Source organism: Nocardia sp. NBC_01503 (assembly GCF_036327755.1).
Classification (GTDB): Bacteria; Actinomycetota; Actinomycetes; order Mycobacteriales; family Mycobacteriaceae; genus Nocardia.
In genome coordinates, this window is sequence record NZ_CP109596.1 from 5,650,402 (window position 1) to 5,666,828 (window position 16,427).

Below are 16,427 nucleotides of genomic sequence, written 5' to 3' on the forward strand. Positions count from 1 at the left end.
GCAGGGACATTGGTCCTCGAACCGCGTACCGGACGATGGAGCGCGCGATGGGCGAGAAGTCCTCGCCGGAGCACTGCCCGTCGGGGGCGACCGGGTGCGCCGCGTCGGTCCGGGGGCCATGTTTGGTAACGCCCCGGACCGGGGATTCGACAAACACATGATCGTTTCGGAGTGCTGTCCAACGAGAGGGATTCGAATGCGAACACCGCTGGCCGCCACCGCACGGGTTACCACCGCCACGCTGCTGGGCGTGGGCTTCGCCGCCGTAATCGGCTCCGGCACAGCGCAAGCCGCGCCGGAAGACTGCACCATCAACCGGGATCTCACCGGTGCCACCGCGACCTGCCATGACGTCGACGCCCCCGCCGGGCGCGAGTACGCCCTGATCGTGGACTGCTGGGGCCTGCACGGGGTGCCGAACTCGTTCCCCCTCATGGCGGTCGGCCCGTACAGCGGTTCCTGGAGCGGTTCGTTCAGCCCCTCGGGGACGGGCTCGGCGTCATGCGTGGGTCCCTGGAGCGTCGGCACCGCCACCGGGGCACACGTCGCGATCTACCGCGAGTGATCCTTTTCAGGCGGGCAGATGGCCGTAGCCGACCAGGTTGATGAAGTAGTTGCCCGGGATCAGTTGGTTCATGGCGTGCCACTGGCCCGCCGGATCACGCTGGTAGTAGCTGATCGGCAGCCATCCGGTGTCGAAACAGACGATGTCCGCGGTGCCGAAGGGACTCCAATAGACACTCGTTCCGGGGCGCGGCGGTTCGAGCGGGGTCGTGAACAGGTGACCGCACGGGGTGATGCTCGGTTCGTAGATCGAGGGTTCGGCCGCCGCGGCCGGGGCGAGTGCGACCGCGCACGCGGCGCCGATTCCCGCCCACGCCGTCACGGTCGACAGAGCCGGGACGATCCTTCGCATAGCGTCCTCCTCGATAATCCGATCGGTAGCTGTGCGCACACGATAGCGCCGATCATCCGCGCGGTCTGTCAGGTGTGTGCTCTTGTCCCGGCCACAGTCGCACCGGCAGAACGGGTTCGAGGCGAGATCAGCGTTGCGCGGGCGGCGGCCCGAGCAGCGGGACGAGGTATTGGCGGGCGATCCGGGCCAGTTGCTCATCATCGTAGATATCCACGATCTGACTCGGGATCGCCAGGAACGAGGCGCAGAGCCGGACCATCAGTTCGGCGACCACATCGGCATTCAGGTCCGCGCCGATGGTGCCCGCGCGTTGTTCCTGGCGGAGTTGGTGGGCGACGAACTGGCTGACCATGGCCACCGATCGACCGCCGTCGCCGATGAGCGAGCCGATGAAATGATCGGGTTCGGCGGTGATCAGGGTGCCGATCAGCGGATTGCCTCGAAAGGTGCGCAGCGAGCTCACGAAACCGAGGACCGCGCGATCGGCGGGAGTGGTCGCCGCGGCGATATCGCCGAGGAATTTATCGAAGTAGCGCCGGAACTCGCGCAGGATGACATGCTCGACCAGCTCATCCTTGGTGGTGAAGCGGCGGTAGACGGTGATGCGGGAGACACCCGCCTGGCGCGCCACATCCTCCATTGTCGAACGCTGAATTCCCCAGTGCTGGAAGCGTTCGTCGGCGGCGTCCAGGATGCGGGTGCGGATCGGATCGGTGTCGTCGATATGGTCGATCGCCTCGCGGTAGGCGCGTTCGAACAGCGATACGTCCGCTGCGGGAGGCGCGGCTTCCACGGGTGTCTCCTGGGACATCTCATTACTCCGTCAGTCGGTCGATGGCGCCGTCACTCTGCGTCGATTGTTCCACTGACGGTCGGCCTCGCGGTGTCACCGGTTGGTCAACGGGATTTCGATGCTCAACGGCATCCGCAGTTCGGCGACGTACCACATGGCGAACTGACGCAGGAACTCGTCGAACATCCAGTACGGGATATCGACCGCCGGAGCGGCGGCCAGCACGCCTTCGCGGACCGCCACGAACGGTCCCCACGCCACCTCCAGCAGTGGACTCCACACCGGCTCGCGGGGGATCTGAAGCCAGTTCCCGACCTTGTCGCCCATGATGAATCGGGTGAACGCGCCCAGAATGCCGCGACTGAGCAGTGTCAGATCCAGGTTGGCGCCCAGGTTGAGCAGCTGATCGGCCAGGTTGATGCCCTCGGCGGTGGGCGCGAGGATCGGGTCCAGCACCTGTGCGGCCTGGGCATCGGCCTGATCCCAGCTGGCCGGAATGTATTCGTCGCGAATGCCGAGCAGATGTCCGGCCAGTTGCCAACTGTGCAGGTATCCCTCGGATTCGGCTGTGGGAATGCGCAATTGCCAGCTGTTGAGCGTGCGCATGATGGTGGTGGCCAGGCTGTGCCAGGTGACCATCAGATCGTCCTGGGTGATCGGGGTGACCCCCGCGGGCCAGTGCGGTGACTGCGGCAGCAGATGGCGCACGGCGGCATGGATGATTCGGGTTTTCACGCAGGTCACGACCATTTCACCACCGTCGCCGTAGGCATTGACGGTGCCGATGTCGTATCCGAATTTCGCGGTCTTGGCGATGCGGTCCTTCAGATGTGTGCCGCCGCGCGAGTAGTACACCGCGAGTGCTTCGTGCGGAATGACCGTGGACATCATTCCGCTGGCGAAGGCGTAGAGCACACCCAGATACAGTCCGCGTTTCCTGGTGAAGTCGAAGGAACTCGCGAGCTTGCCCTGATCGGTCCAGGACGGTAGTTGCCGGGCGTATTCGATGAAATCGGCGAGTTCGCGGGGCAGGCCGTCCGGCAGCGGTTGGGTGTTGTGCGTCCAGGTCGCCAGCAGCCGATTGACCTCGGGGACATTGCCATCGTCCATCACCTTGGCCACCACCGGATCGGCTTCGGGATCCCACAGGGTGAGCGGGTCCGCGCCGCCGCCGCTGCCGACGATCGAATCGTTCGGTGACCACGTCCAGGGTTCCGCCCGCGCGGTCCGTGCGACCAGTGACATGGCGCCGACCGCGCCCAGGAGCCCGCCCCCTGCCCGCATCGCGTCACGTCGGTTGAGTCGGTGTGCATCCATGCTGCCAAGCCTCTTCGTTGAGAGAGATACAAAGACACGCATTGTGTATCTGCGTTTCTTCATGACAACATATCGTGACTGCCATCACAACCATGAGATGTAAAGGACCGAGCATGAACCCGTGGATCGTCATTCAGAATCTGCTCAACCAGCTGGACCTCGGGTCTGCGGGAAGTAGTGGACCGCGGTGATGCCGAGCGATCACCTGGACAGCGCGCGGGCGGGGCTGAGCTCGGTGAATGTATTGGTGCGGGCCACGATTCGGCCCGCTTTGAGGACGTAGGCGCGGGCGGGCCGGTCCAGGAGAGCGTGATCGACCCGGTGTGTGGACAGCACCACCAGATCGGCGTCGGCGCCCGGACGCAGACCGTAGGTGGGGGAGATGCCGGTGATGTGAGCTGCCTGGGTGGTCGCCATGGCGAGCACCCGGGTCAGGTCCTCGGGGCCGGACAGGTGTGAGGTCTGAGCCAGGAACAGGCCGACATCCAGCAGATCGGCGTTGCCGTATGGGGTGAAGGCGTTGCGAATGTTGTTGGAGGAGTAGGCGGTTCGAATGCCCGCGGCCCAGAGTTCGCGGATCGGGGCGATGCCGCGGCGGATATTGGTGGTGTCCGAGCGCCCGCCAAGATGCATATCGGTGGCGGGGAGCGGGACCACCGCGACACCGGCTGACGCCAGGTGCTCGAGGGTATGCCGCCTGCGGGCGGGGTCCTGGCCCGCCAGGGATGTCATATGGCCCAGGGTGACGCGGCCGGACAGGCCGGTGCGCGCGGTGACCTCGGCGATGTAGTCGGCCATGGCGAAGCGGGGGTCACCGGGGTCGTCGGCGAAGTCGGCGTGGATGTCGACGGGGACGGCGAATTCGGCGGCGAGGTCGAAGACCAGGTTTATGTGGCGGCGGCAGTCTTGCGCGGTGCGCTCGTTGTAGGAGCAGCCACCGATGACATCCGCGCCGCTGTGCAGACTCTCGCGGAGCAGCTCCAGGGTGCCGGGGGCCTGCAGAATGCCCTCCTGGGGGAAGGCGACGATCTGCAGATCGATCCGGCCGCGGTACTCCTCGCGCAGATCCAGCAGGGCGCGCACGCCTTTGAGGCCGACGATCGGGTCCACATCGGGGTGCGCGCGAATCATGGTGGTGCCGTGGGTGATCGCCATATCCAGCACCCGGCGGGCGCGGTCCCGGATGGATTCCACGGTGAACTCGCGCTTGAGTTCGGCGGTGACGGCGATCGCTCCGGCGAGGGTGCCGTCGGGGTTGGGGCGTTCGGCATCGAGCAGGGCCTTGTCCAGGTGGACGTGGGATTCGATCAGGCCGGGGATGACCACCCGTGCGGCGCAGTCGATTTCGTCCGGGGCGTGAATGGGCAGCTGTGCGCCGACGGCGGTGATGATGCCGTTCTCGATGGCGATATCCACCAGATCGGCGGCATCGTCGATACGGGCATTGCGCAGGACCAGCTCTGCCATGGATACCTCCCGGAGCGCGGCTTCGGTGTGAAGCCGTCTCCGGTTGTATACGACCGCCATGTTTCCATCTCGGACGGCGAATGCTTCGCCGATGTTACGAGCCGCGTTGGCGGGCAGGTGATTCCGGGCGGAGCCGGGTCGGCGGCCGGAGCGAGATCAATCGCGCTGACGCAACCGGTAGGCGTAGGTGGCATGCGCGATATGGTCGGTCACCAACTGCGCGGCCCGGTCGGGATCCCCGGCTTCCAGTGCGGCACAGATCTCTTCGTGCTCATGCCAGGAATCGCTGGCGCGGCGCGGCAGTTCGACCGCGTACACCCAGGCGATCTTCCAGCTCAGCTGGGTGATGAGCTGTTCGAGCAGGGTACTGCCCGATGCCTCGGCGAGCACCTCGTGGAATCGGCTGTTCAACCGGGCGAGCTCATCGAGCCGACCGGCGCGCACGGCATCCTGCCCGAGGGCCGTCAATTCCTTGAGGCGGCCGAGCTGTTCGGGCGTGCGGCGTACGGCGGCGCGGGAGGCGCAGAGCGGTTCCAGGCGCGCGCGGATCTCGAGCAGATCCGCCGCCTCCTCCTCGGTGAGCTCGGCGACGAAAACCCCGGCATACGGTCGGGACGAGGCGAAACCCTCTGCCTCCAAGGTGCGTAACGCCTCGCGCACCGGTACTCGCGAGACGCCGTAACTCTCGGCGAGTGCCTCTTCGGTGAGGCGCTGTCCCGGGGTGAACTCCCCGCGGATGATGTCATCGCGAATGGCGCGGCACAGTTGCTGCGGCGTCATGCGCCGGACGGTGCTGCTCACCGCGGGCTCACGAAAGTCACTGCGGCCTCACAAAGGGAAAGGTCGGGCGGGTTTGCATACGATCCATCGTGGCTGCGCCGGATGGGATCCCGCAAATCTACTGTATGAACCCGTGAGTTGCCTTCGGGTCGCCCACCCGCGCCGGATTTGTATACGATGCGCACCATCTCGGTTCGGAAGGGTTTCATGGATCCCGCGCATCTCGTACTTCTGCTCGTCGCCGGTTTCGGCGCGGGCGTCTGCAATGCCATCGCCGGTGGCGGCAGCCTGTTGTCATTTCCCGCGCTGCTGGCCACGGGATTACCCCCGGTGGCGGCGACCGTCACCAATTCGGTCTCGGTATGGCCCGGATACCTGGGCGGTGCGGCCGCACTGCGCAAGCGACTCGATGAGCATCGAGCGCTGGTGCCCCGGCTCGTTCTCACCGGTGCGGTCGGTGCGTCGGGCGGGGTGATCGCCCTGCTCGCCGCACCGCCCAAGGTATTCGCCGCGCTGGTCCCGTATCTGATCCTGTCGGCCACGGCGCTTTTCGCGGCACAGCCGTTGCTGTCCAAGAGACTGGCGGCACGACGCGGCGCGGGTGATTCGCAGCTGCCGCTGTTCGCGGGGGTCTTCCTCGGCGGCATGTACGGCGCGTACTTCAACGGCGGTATGGGAATTGTGCTGCTCACCGCCCTCGCGCTGGGTATCGACGCCTCGATCACCATGCTCAACGGCCTGAAAAGTGTGCTCACACTGACCGTCTCGACCACCGCCATGGTCGCGGTGGCGCTCTTCGGTCCGGTGCACTGGCTCGCCGTGCTGGTGCTGGCCCCCGCCTGTCTGGTCGGCGGTATCGCGGGCGCGAAGCTCGCGGATCGTCTGCGACCCGGTGCTTTCCGGGCCGTCGTCATTGTCTTCGGCGTCGGCGCGGGCACCGCCATGCTGCTCAGCTGATTCCGCCATCCCCATCCAGAAAAGGTGTATCGATGAACGACCTACTGCTCCGCGGCGGCCGCCCCTGGACCCCGGGCGAGCCCCTGACCACCGCCGATATTCTGATCAGTGCCGGCCGCATCGCCAAGGTCGGCCCCGGCCTCACCGAAACCGCCACCGAGACCATCGATCTCGCGGGCGCGCTGGTCCTGCCCGGCCTGGTCGACTCGCACTGCCACCTCGACAAGACCATGTACGGCGGGCCGTGGATTCCCAATAGCGGCGGCCGGACCCTGCGGGGCCGCATCGCCAATGGTGAGGGCCGTCGCGAGGAGCTCGGCCTGCCGAGCCCCGACTACGCGGCGAATCTGCTGGGCGCCATGATCTCCGGCGGTACCGCTCATGTGCGCAGCCATATCGATATCGATCCGGAGGTCGGACTGGGCGGTGTGGAGGCGGTACGCGCCGCGGCGGAGCGATACTCCGACCGTGTCGAGGTGCAACTGGTCGCCTTCCCGCAGGGCGGGCTGATGAATCGCCCCGGTACCGACAAACTCCTCGAGGCCGCCCTCGCCGGCGGTGTCGAGGTGATCGGCGGGCTCGACCCCGCCGGATACGACGGGAACCCCACCGGCCAATTGGATCTGCTGTTCCACCTGGCCGAGAAGTACGGCGCGCGCATCGATATCCACCTGCACGACCGCGGCGCGCTCGGGGCCTGGCAGTACGAGCTGATCATCGAACGCACCCGGGCCACCGGACTCGCCGGTCGAGTCACCATCAGCCACGCCTACGCCATGGGCGAACTCGCCCCCGGGGAGCAGCGGCGCATCGCCGAAGCCCTTGCCGAGGCCGGAGTTTCGATGGTCACCTGCGCGGTCGGCGACGCCCCGGTGGTTCCGGTGCGGCTCATGCATGAGACCGGTGCGGGTCTGGCGCTGGGCAATGACGGTATTCGCGATCTGTGGACCCCGTACGGCGACGGTGACATGCTGCGCCGCATCATGACCGTCGCCTTCCGCGACCGCCTGGTGGCGGACGCGGAGATCGAACTGGCCCTCGCGGCCGGAACCCACGGCGGGGCAAAGGTTCTCGGCCTCACCGACTATGGATTGCACCCGGGCGCGGCCGCCGATCTGTTCACCGTCGCCGCCGAAACCCCCGCGCACGCGGTCGTTTCCGTACCCACCCGGCAGCTCGTGCTCAAGCGCGGCCGGATCGTGGCGCGCGATGGCGTGCTCACCGCGCACTGATCGTATACGAAACAGGGGCGTAATCATGTTGACCGCGAACGGCAATGAGCCCCCGATAGAACTATGAAGCATGAGCACCACCGCTTCACAAGCCACAACGGACCGAGGCCGGGCCGGGAGTAGCACCGCCGATACCGACGGCAATGTATACACCGGTTCGGCGCTGGCTTTCCGGCACGCGTCACTGGTCTTCGAGAACGGCACCCACGCTCTCGACGGTATCGATATCGCCATCCGCTCGGGCGAATTCGTCTCCCTCGTCGGGCCTTCCGGCTGCGGTAAATCCACGCTGCTGCGCCTGGCCGCGGGATTCGACAAGCCCACCGGCGGCACCGTCGAGGTCGCCACGACCAAACTCGGCTATGTCTTCCAGGAGGCCACCCTGCTGCCGTGGCGGTCGGTGCTCCGCAATGTGGAGCTGCCCGCCGAGCTGGCGGGTGTCGACAAGGCCACCCGCCGTGCGGCCGCATCCGAGGCCATCGAGCGCGTCGGGCTGACCGGCTTCGAAAACCACAAGCCCGCACAGCTCTCCGGCGGCATGCGGATGCGCACCTCGATCGCCCGCGCGCTCACCCGCGCCCCGGAGCTCTTCCTCTTCGACGAACCCTTCGGCGCACTCGACGAGATCACCCGCCAGCGGCTCAACGAAGAGGTGAGCGGGCTCTACCGCCGTTCGAACTTCACCGGGGTCTTCGTCACCCACTCGGTCGCCGAGGCGGTCTTCATGTCCACCCGAATCATCGTGCTCACCGGTCGCCCCGGCCGGGTGGCGGCGGATATCGCTGTCCCACTGGACTTCCCGCGCGCACCCGAACTGCGCTACACCCCCGAGTTCGGTGAGATCGCCGCCACCGTCTCGGCCGCGCTACACGAGGCCGAACGGCTCGATCCCGCCGAGCGGGCCGCATGACCGCCGGTACCGCACCCGCCGAGACCTGTGAGGAGGCAGTATGACCGCCGCCACCGCCCGTTCCGCCACCGCCGCAACCATTGTCGCCGCCGCCATCGCGGGCGAACAGCCGGAGCGTACGCCGGGCGCTACCGCCGTCGAGCCGGTCTCCGCCGCCGATCGCGGTGACGCCACGCCCGGACCGGTCGGGGGCGCGCCGCGAAAACCGCACTGGCCCTTCGCTATCGCGCCGATTCGGGTCTTCGCGCCGGTTGTCGTCTTCATACTGGTCATGACCGCTTGGACGGTGGTGAGCCACTTCGTCATCGCCGAGGATTCCCGATTCCTGCTGCCCCCACCGGAATCGGTGCTCTCCAAGGGGCTGCTGAACGCCGCCACGCGTACCGAGATCCTCGGAGCCCTTGGCTCGACCGTGCAGATCGCGCTCACCGGCCTGATCATCGCCATCGCGCTCGGCGTCGCCTTCGCGGTGATCATGAGCCAGGCCAAGTGGGCCGAGTACTCGCTCTATCCGTACGCCGTTGTACTGCAGACCATTCCGGTGCTCGCCGTGGTGCCGCTGTTCGGCTTCTGGTTCGGCTACGAGTTCGGCAGTCGCGTCATCGTCTGCGTCATGGTGTCGCTGTTCCCGGTTATCACCAATACCCTGTTCGGCCTCAAATCCGTGAACGCCGCCGAGCACGACCTGTTCACCCTGCACGGCGCGTCCCGCTGGCAGCGCCTGCTGAAACTGCAACTGCCCGCGGCCTTTCCGGCCATGATCACCGGCTTCAAGATCTCCGCCGGAATGGCCGTCATCGGCTCCATCGTCGCCGACTTCTTCTTCCGCCAGGGCGATCCGGGCATCGGCCGCATGATCGATGTCTACCGGCAGCGCCTGGCCACCGAGGAGCTGCTCACCGCACTCCTGCTCTCCTCCCTGGTCGGCCTGATCCTGTTCTGGGCCTTCGACTTTCTCGCCGCCCGCGTCGACCGTGCCCACGGCAAACGTCGCTGAACCCTCTCGAAATCAAGGAATGCTCGTGAAGAAACGTCTCCTCGCCGCTGCCGCCCTCGCGGGCAGTCTCAGCCTCGTGCTCACGGCCTGCGGTGGTGAATCATCCTCGCCCAAGCCGACCGGTCAGGGCGTACTCGCCGGGGTGTGCCCGGCCACCGTGGTGATCCAGACGGACTGGTATGCCACGCCGGAGCGGGCCGCCGCCTATCAGCTGGTCGGACCCAATGGCACGGTCGACGCCAAGAAGGGCGCGTACGTCGGTCCGCTCGGCGACACCGGCGTGAATGTCGAAGTGCGCCTGGGTGGTCCATTCCTGGGCGGTCAGCCGGTGCCCGCGCAGATGTATCAGGACACCAGCATCACGCTGGGGCTGGTGCCCACCGACGAGCAGGTGCGTGCCAAGGCCAAGACCCCGCTCACCGGCGTCTTCGCCTCCCTGGATGTCAATCCGCAGATCGTCATGTGGGATCCCGCCACCTATCCGCAGGTCAAGTCCTGGCAGGACGTGGCCGCCACCGGCGCGCCCATCCTGTACTCCGAGGGCAAGCCGTATATGGACTACCTCGTCGACCACGGCTTCGTGAAGAAGGAGCAGCTCGACGCCTCCTACGACGGCACCCCCAGCCGGTTCGTCGCCGAGAAGGGCCGAGTCATGCAGCAGGGCTACGTATCCAATGAGCCCTACCGCTGGGAACACGATGTGAAGGGCTGGCAGAAGCCCACCGGCAACCTGCTGGTCGCCGACTCCGGCTATGAGAGTTACCCGCACGCCTGGTCCGTCCGCACCGGCGAACTCGACAAGCTCCGCCCGTGCCTGCGGAAGCTGGTCCCCATGCTGCAGCAGGCCCAGATCGATTACGCCACGAACCCGGCACCCACCAATGAGGCGCTGCTGCGCATCTCGCAGGGCATTCCGGACGGCCCGCCGATCACCGCCGGGGGTAATGCCGATTCGGTCAAGGTGCAGCTCGCCGAGAAGATCATCGGCAATGGACCCGACAACACCCTGGGCAACTTCGACACCGCCCGCGTCGACCGCGCCATCGCCCAGGTCGCACCCATCCTGAAGGCCCGCGGCCAGCAGGTCCCCGACGGCCTCACCGCCGCCGACCTGGTGACCAATGAATTCATCGACACCACAAAGGGTTTGAAGGCCCAGGGCTGACCTGCCACACCGAGACCGCCCTATCCGATCACGAGAGGGCGGTCCGGCCGGTTCGATTGGGCCGCCTGTCCCGGGAGGACTCGTCAGAGGAAGACGCGGGCGATATCGAGCCATTTGTCCGCGTCCGGGCCGACTGCCGTGAGGTCGGTCTCGGCTCGGGATGCGCGGTGGGTGACTCGGAGGCAGAAGTCCAGGGCGCTGCCGTAGATCCGCTGGGTGGCATCCTCCGGGCCCCATGCCCAGGTGTGGCCGTGGGGGGCTTTCAGTTCGACACGGAATGGCTCTGCGGGAGTGGGTAATTGGGCGGCGTAGAACGACAGTCCCAGCCCCGCCACACCCAATGCGGCCACATATTCGAGCCGGTCCGTCGCGGGATGCCGGACACCAAGGGTTTCGAAAATGTCCTGACCGTGAGCCCAGGTCTCCATCAGCCTGAGCGGCACCATGAGGGTGGCGGTCAGCTCCGAGCCGAACCATGGAAATCCCTGCCGCAGTGGGATATCGGCGAGCGCGACGGCCACCTCGGCGCGTCCGGTGCGCCACCGCTCCAGCAATTCCGATCGCGGTTCGGCCGCGCCCGCCGCGGCATCGAGATCGGCGGATCGATCGCCCTCGGCCGCAACCTTTTTCAGCACATCCTCGAATGCGGCCGGGGTTCGGATGGCAATGAGAACATTCGCGTCCGCCGCGGCCAGGTGCGCGATCTGGTGCGCGATCGTCCAGCCCGCGGCGGGAGTGGGCAGGGTCCAATCGCTCTGCGCGGCGACCAGCGCTTCGAGCTCATCGCCTTCGGCCACCAGGGCGGGTAGCGCGAGATCGCGCCGCACACCGGACATGTCGAGACCGTAATCCAGCATCGGTATCACCTTCACCTATCGGCGGTCATGGGTCGAAATGCTTTGTCAACGACGGTAGTTCACGTGGACGATGCTGTGGGATATGGAACGCCGCACGGCGCGAAGACCGGATATCTCCATTCCGTAGGTCGTCGCGCCGGGTACGGCCGCAGCCTGGGTGCGGCGATCAAGCGTCGAGGGCGGCGGTGATCTTGCGGGCCATGGCCGCCACGGCGGGAGTCGGCGCGCCCTTGCCGGTCTGGGTGGTGGCTTCGACGGCGACCAGGACGGTGCCGCGGAAGTTCTCGGCCTCATTCGGATCCTGCTGTCCGAGTACGGTCATGGCCTCGGTCAGCGCCGGGAGGACCTGCTCGGCGAGTTCGGCGACGGACTTGCCGGTCAGTTTGATATCGCGAGCCTTCGCGGAGAGCACATGCCCGACCACGCCGGTGGCCGAGGTCAAGGCGATGGAACCGTTCGTCATGCCCTTGTGCGGCGCACCGGCGGCGGCGAGCAGGGAGACCGCACCGTAGGCGGCGATACGCAGGGTGGACTGGTTCTGATCGGTCAGGGTGATGGTGACGGACATGCTGGTCGCTCCTCGAAAGCGTTTGTGGCAGTGGCCGGAACCGGGTCGGTCTCGGTCGTTTTCTTCGATGCGCTTACTTTGGCGGCCCGCGCTGATACCGGCCTGACACCCGGCTGACACGTCCGCTGACACCGGCTCGGGCGGCGGTCCCCGGGCGGATATGGCGGTTCCTCGATACGTTGGCAGGGACAGTATTCGCGGGGAGGGAACCATGGGAGCGTCGGTCGGCTGGGTCGCGGTGCGCGGCAAGACATCGGAACGGGTGTGCGGTGAATTGGGTTTGCGGCGCACGGGGGAGCGCGGCAAAACCCCGGAGCTGCCGTTCGCCGGGGCGGCCGCCCGCGACGGCTGGTACCTGGTCGTCGCCGATGGTGGATATGAGGAGATCGAGGCGATCGTGGACCCGCCCCGGCTCTCGACCGGCTGCGAGATGATCTCCTTCGAAATGGAGGAGCACGGCGGATACCGCTGTATCGAGGGCTGGGTGAACGGCTCCCAGCGGTGGTCCGTGGGTTTCGATCCGTGCGGAGGTTCCGAGGATCCCTTTGTGACAGGCCAGGTTCCGCCCGAATACGCCTCGGCCCGGGCGCGTTGTGCGGCGGATCCGGTGGCGACCCCGCTCGATCTGCCGATCTACCTGGCCGAGGAGCTCACCGGCTACAGCTACGGCATGGGGATCGCCACCGAGGCGGATGTGGCGGAGCCGTTCGAGACCCTGGAGCTACCCGAAACCGGTGCGCTGCTGAGCGCTTTCACCGCGCGCCTGACGGAAGCACTTGCCGCCGAAGGCTTCACGGCCGTCCCCGGCCTGGACGACTGGCGCGTCTGGTTCACCGCCCCCACCGCCATCCCCGGTATCACCGCGGCAATAGCGGCCCATATCACCCGCACCGGATACGGCGGCATCGAAATAGACGGCTACGCCTCACTTTTCGACCCAGAGGTAGGCCGCGTACTGGCCGACCTACCCCGATCCACCTGGCTGGATTGGCAGATCGCGGGCGACCGCCGCTTCGGTGAAATCGACGATCTGAGCTTCTCACAACTGGATCAGCGCTGGGGTCCGGGGCGCGAACGCCGCCTCGGCGATACGGCCGATATCGAGGGCGCGGTCTCCTGGTTCATGGAATTCGTGCGCGGCCCGATCCCCGCATGGCTGACCCGCTGGCCGAACCCCACCGCCCTGCTCGACTCGGCCCGAACCAGGGACAAAGGCGTCCGCTTCAACGCGGCCCGCCTGCGCGGCGCGATCGTCTGGTGCCTACTCCACGATCAGCCCGTCCAAGCCGCGGACCTGATGCACTGGTATCTGCGCCCCTTCCGCAGCCTGCGAGACCCCTTCGGCCCCTTCGACTCCCGCTCCCGGGCCACCGCCCTCGACCTCGCCCTGCGAGAACGCTTCCCGGAGTTCGCCCGAGCCCGCAGTTGACCGGCCCGCCCCGATATATCCGCGACGCACCGGGCACCGGACTGGAGCGTCAGTCCGAAGTCCGACTCGTCCGCATCGCCCACAGGCGGCGCAGATTCCGGCTCGGTAGCAGGGTGTCCCACAGGCTCGGCGGGGTGCGTTCGGGATCCATCAGTTCGTTCTCGGCGAGCGGACTGTCCTCGTTCTCGACGGTCTCCGGTTCGAACCGCATCAGGGTGCGGCCGCCGCCGCGCAGCGCCTCCACGGTGCGCAGCAGCGAGGACGTCTCGGCAAGTGTGGCATCGAATTTCGCGGGGTCGGCGTCGAGGTGTTCACAGATCAGGCTGCGCCGCATGGACAGAATGGACGCGCGCAGCTGATCGGCGTCGGCTGTATCCGGGGTGACCTCGACGGCCAGATCGCATTCGGTGTCGAATCCCATCGAACGGTTGTTGAGGTTCGACGAGCCCACCCGCAGCAGACGATCGTCCATCACCAATACCTTGGCGTGCACATAGATCGGCGCACCGCTCGTGGTGACGGGATAGTAGACGCCGAGCCGGTTCCCGGTATCGGCCTGCCACAGCAGATGCAGCAGGCGGCGGCGGGCCCCGTCCATGGCCTGCTGTTCCAGCCAGCCGTCGGCATTGCGCGGGAGCACCAGCACGATCTCCGGACCGTCCGGCTCGCGCAGCCGTTCGGCGATCGCCTCGGCGAGTGTGCGCGAGGCCAGATACTGGCTCTCGATATACAGCGATCGGGTGGCGCCCGCGATCGCCGCCAGATACAGCGCCTCGATCTCGCGCACCTCGGCGCGGTCGGCGAGTTCGGGGAGGGTCCGCGCGATACCGACATCCACCGATCGCATGGTCGGTGTCAAGGTGTCCGGCCAGGGCGAGTCCCGGTCCAGCTCCCGGACCGGGTCGAGCTGCTGTCCCGTCGCGGCTTTCCAGCGCGCCCTGGCCAATTCCCCGATCGCCCGGGCCGCCTCGCCGTCGACCGCGGTGGTCGCGTCATGCCACGGCCCGTACCGGTTACCGCCGGGCTCGGTGCGGTAGTGGTTGTCGTCGCGATGGTCGCCGGTATCCCAGCGGTCGACGGTCATATCGATGCCGCCGCAGAACGCGAGCGCGTCATCGATCACCACGATCTTCTGATGGTGCGCGGAACCGACCGGGTGCGCGCCGTCGATCTCGAAGTGCAGTCGCCGATCGGTCAGCCAATTCAGGACGAAGACCGGTGTCATACCGCGGGTGATCGCCGCGAACGCGCCGATATTCCATTTCAGCAGATATATCTCGAGATCCGGTCGCTCCCCGGGCAGCCAGGACAGGAATTCGCCCAGCCTGTTCGGCCCGTCGAGGGTCGTACCCTGCGGTTCGAATTTGATCCGGGTGTCGAAATCCCAGCCGATCAGCACAATCCGCTTGCGCGCCCGCAACATCGCGGACTTGGCATGGCGAAAGTAGTCCGCCGCATCGACAATGCATGCCAGCCGATCGGCCCGCGCTAGCTGCCAGCAGGTTTCGCCGGGAATGAGGATTCGTCGCTCGTCAACCATGCGCAATCAGTTCTCTCGTCCGCCCGCACACCCGCCCCCACAGACGGACAATTCACCCTACTGCGCCTGTCTACGCCCGCCGTCCAGGCCGCGGCCGGACGCGGCCGCGACGAGCTACGACAGATCGCCGATGTGGCGCTGCGCGTACTCCTCGGCGGAGACTCAGCTGGTGGTCTTGGCTAGTTGATGGGCGACCAGATCCAGGAAGGCGTCGACTTCTTCGCGGTGGTAGGCGGCGGTACCGGGGGAGGCGGTGTGGAAAGCGGTGCTGCGCACGTCTTCCGCGGTCAGCCCATTGGGGCCGTCGTGGGCCAGGGTCGCCGCCAATCGGTCCAGGAATGCGCCGACTTCCTCTGCGGCATAACCGGATAGGCCGAAGGGGGGAGCGGAGAACCGGACTCGCAACACATCGTCGTGGGTGAGGGGGTCCTCTTGGCGGACCGGGGCGATGAGGGGGTGGCCGCGGCGCAGGTACTCCAGATCCATGCAGATCCGGTCGAGGAATTCGTCGACCTGGTCGATGTCGTAGCCGCGATGGCCGGAGGGTGGGCCGTCGAATTCGACCAGGCGGATATCGGCCGCGCTCAGATGATCGCGGCCGGACATGGTGTCGGCGATGCGGGCGCAGAAGGCGTCCACCTGGCCGGGGTGATAGCCGTGGTGCCCGAACGGTGCTGTGCCGAAGTGTCTGCGGCGAACGTCGTCGGGGGTCACGCCGGTCATTGTGCCAATGTGCTCATGTCCGAATCGTCGCCGCCCCTTGCGGATCCGCTTTGTCGGAAACCGCGCGCCGAGCTCAGTCCCTGCGGACGCCGTCGATGAGCAGTCGGCGGATGGCCCGGGTGAGTCCGGCGCGGGCCGCATCATCGGGTTCCGGATTGCGCAGCCCGTGCAGGATCGCGGCCAGCAGCATGCCGGTCACGGCCTTGGCGGTATTGACGGTGTCCAGATCCGCGCGCAGATAACCCTGTTCCACACCGTGTTCCAGATACGCCGTGGTCAGCGCGTCGGCGGTATCCAGGAGTCCGTAGAGCCGCATGGTCAACTCGGTATCGATACCGGTGGCCTGGAAAAGCAGCAGCTGCGCCACCCGCGCGTCGGCCAGGAAGATCTCGTTGAGCGCGGTCCCGATGCGCTCCAACTGTTCTCGGTACCCCTCCAGGCTCTCGGCGGCATCGGGTGCGTTCTCGGTGCCCAGCGCCTCGATGATCCGGGCCGCCAGATCGTCGATGACGTGATCGATGATGTCCCGCTTGTTCGCGAAGTACCGATAGAACGTGCCATGCCCGATGCCCAGCTCGGCGGCGATATCGGCAATGCCGGTGGCGTGATAGCCCTTCTCGGCGAATAGGGCGAACGAGGTATCGATGATCTCCTGGCGGAGCTCGGCCTTACGTCGTTCGATTCGGGAGGATGGCTTCGTCACGATCCGATGATACGGTGTTCACAAACGGAATGAGATGTCATTCCGTGACAACCGAGTCACATGCGGCTTATGG

The 16,427-nt window shown here is 66.8% G+C and carries 17 protein-coding genes; 7 read left to right on the plus strand and 10 right to left on the minus strand.

The window, feature by feature from the left end; translation table 11 throughout:
• Positions 1 to 196: 196 nt before the first annotated feature.
• Positions 197 to 565: a hypothetical protein gene (locus tag OHB26_RS25580; protein ID WP_330179792.1), complete on the plus strand. Its 369-nt coding sequence runs from the start codon at positions 197 to 199 to the stop codon at positions 563 to 565.
• A gap of 6 nt (positions 566 to 571) precedes the next feature.
• Here OHB26_RS25580 and OHB26_RS25585 read toward each other — a convergent pair whose 3' ends face one another.
• The 5 genes from OHB26_RS25585 to OHB26_RS25605 form a co-directional block, all read right to left on the minus strand.
• A complete protein-coding gene (locus tag OHB26_RS25585) occupies positions 572 to 916 on the minus strand; it encodes a hypothetical protein (RefSeq protein WP_330179793.1) in 345 nt (114 codons plus the stop codon).
• A 127-nt stretch (positions 917 to 1,043) separates the two neighbouring features.
• The gene (locus OHB26_RS25590; RefSeq protein WP_330179794.1) at positions 1,044 to 1,727 is read right to left on the minus strand and encodes a TetR/AcrR family transcriptional regulator; all 684 of its coding nucleotides are present in this window, start codon (positions 1,725 to 1,727) and stop codon (positions 1,044 to 1,046) included.
• 75 nt (positions 1,728 to 1,802) lie between these two features.
• Positions 1,803 to 3,026: an oxygenase MpaB family protein gene (locus OHB26_RS25595; RefSeq protein WP_330179795.1), complete on the minus strand. Its 1,224-nt coding sequence runs from the start codon at positions 3,024 to 3,026 to the stop codon at positions 1,803 to 1,805.
• A gap of 201 nt (positions 3,027 to 3,227) precedes the next feature.
• Entirely contained in the window at positions 3,228 to 4,493 is a 1,266-nt protein-coding gene (locus tag OHB26_RS25600; RefSeq protein ID WP_330179796.1) for an amidohydrolase family protein, read from the minus strand.
• A gap of 156 nt (positions 4,494 to 4,649) precedes the next feature.
• Complete coding sequence (locus OHB26_RS25605) at positions 4,650 to 5,273, minus strand: GntR family transcriptional regulator (RefSeq protein WP_330179797.1); 624 nt, start codon at positions 5,271 to 5,273, stop codon at positions 4,650 to 4,652.
• A 207-nt stretch (positions 5,274 to 5,480) separates the two neighbouring features.
• Between OHB26_RS25605 and OHB26_RS25610 the strand changes: the two genes are divergently transcribed.
• The 5 genes from OHB26_RS25610 to OHB26_RS25630 all read left to right on the plus strand — a co-directional run bounded on the left by OHB26_RS25610 (position 5,481) and on the right by OHB26_RS25630 (position 10,534).
• A complete protein-coding gene (locus tag OHB26_RS25610) occupies positions 5,481 to 6,230 on the plus strand; it encodes a sulfite exporter TauE/SafE family protein (protein WP_330179798.1) in 750 nt (249 codons plus the stop codon).
• A 32-nt stretch (positions 6,231 to 6,262) separates the two neighbouring features.
• Positions 6,263 to 7,462, plus strand: coding sequence for an amidohydrolase (locus OHB26_RS25615; RefSeq protein WP_330179799.1), 1,200 nt, complete (start codon positions 6,263 to 6,265; stop codon positions 7,460 to 7,462).
• A gap of 70 nt (positions 7,463 to 7,532) precedes the next feature.
• Entirely contained in the window at positions 7,533 to 8,372 is an 840-nt protein-coding gene (locus OHB26_RS25620) for an ABC transporter ATP-binding protein (RefSeq protein WP_330179800.1), read from the plus strand.
• A gap of 40 nt (positions 8,373 to 8,412) precedes the next feature.
• Positions 8,413 to 9,369 carry an ABC transporter permease gene (locus OHB26_RS25625; RefSeq protein ID WP_330179801.1) on the plus strand — a complete coding sequence of 319 codons (957 nt, stop codon included), beginning with the start codon at positions 8,413 to 8,415 and terminating at the stop codon, positions 9,367 to 9,369.
• A 25-nt stretch (positions 9,370 to 9,394) separates the two neighbouring features.
• Complete coding sequence (locus tag OHB26_RS25630; RefSeq protein ID WP_330179802.1) at positions 9,395 to 10,534, plus strand: ABC transporter substrate-binding protein; 1,140 nt, start codon at positions 9,395 to 9,397, stop codon at positions 10,532 to 10,534.
• 83 nt (positions 10,535 to 10,617) lie between these two features.
• Here the strand turns inward: OHB26_RS25630 and OHB26_RS25635 are convergent, their stop codons facing one another.
• A complete protein-coding gene (locus OHB26_RS25635; RefSeq protein ID WP_330179803.1) occupies positions 10,618 to 11,391 on the minus strand; it encodes a TIGR03084 family metal-binding protein in 774 nt (257 codons plus the stop codon).
• 166 nt (positions 11,392 to 11,557) lie between these two features.
• Positions 11,558 to 11,959: a hypothetical protein gene (locus OHB26_RS25640; RefSeq protein WP_330179804.1), complete on the minus strand. Its 402-nt coding sequence runs from the start codon at positions 11,957 to 11,959 to the stop codon at positions 11,558 to 11,560.
• A 211-nt stretch (positions 11,960 to 12,170) separates the two neighbouring features.
• Here OHB26_RS25640 and OHB26_RS25645 point away from each other — a divergent pair, with 211 nt between their 5' ends.
• Positions 12,171 to 13,388 (plus strand): hypothetical protein, encoded by a 1,218-nt coding sequence (locus OHB26_RS25645; protein WP_330179805.1) that lies wholly within the window; start codon positions 12,171 to 12,173, stop codon positions 13,386 to 13,388.
• 49 nt (positions 13,389 to 13,437) lie between these two features.
• Here OHB26_RS25645 and OHB26_RS25650 read toward each other — a convergent pair whose 3' ends face one another.
• From OHB26_RS25650 to OHB26_RS25660, 3 genes are all read right to left on the minus strand, one after another.
• Positions 13,438 to 14,928, minus strand: coding sequence for a phospholipase D-like domain-containing protein (locus OHB26_RS25650; RefSeq protein ID WP_330179806.1), 1,491 nt, complete (start codon positions 14,926 to 14,928; stop codon positions 13,438 to 13,440).
• A 162-nt stretch (positions 14,929 to 15,090) separates the two neighbouring features.
• Positions 15,091 to 15,651: a DivIVA domain-containing protein gene (locus OHB26_RS25655; protein ID WP_330179807.1), complete on the minus strand. Its 561-nt coding sequence runs from the start codon at positions 15,649 to 15,651 to the stop codon at positions 15,091 to 15,093.
• A gap of 73 nt (positions 15,652 to 15,724) precedes the next feature.
• Positions 15,725 to 16,357: a TetR/AcrR family transcriptional regulator gene (locus OHB26_RS25660; RefSeq protein ID WP_330185785.1), complete on the minus strand. Its 633-nt coding sequence runs from the start codon at positions 16,355 to 16,357 to the stop codon at positions 15,725 to 15,727.
• Positions 16,358 to 16,427: the final 70 nt, after the last annotated feature.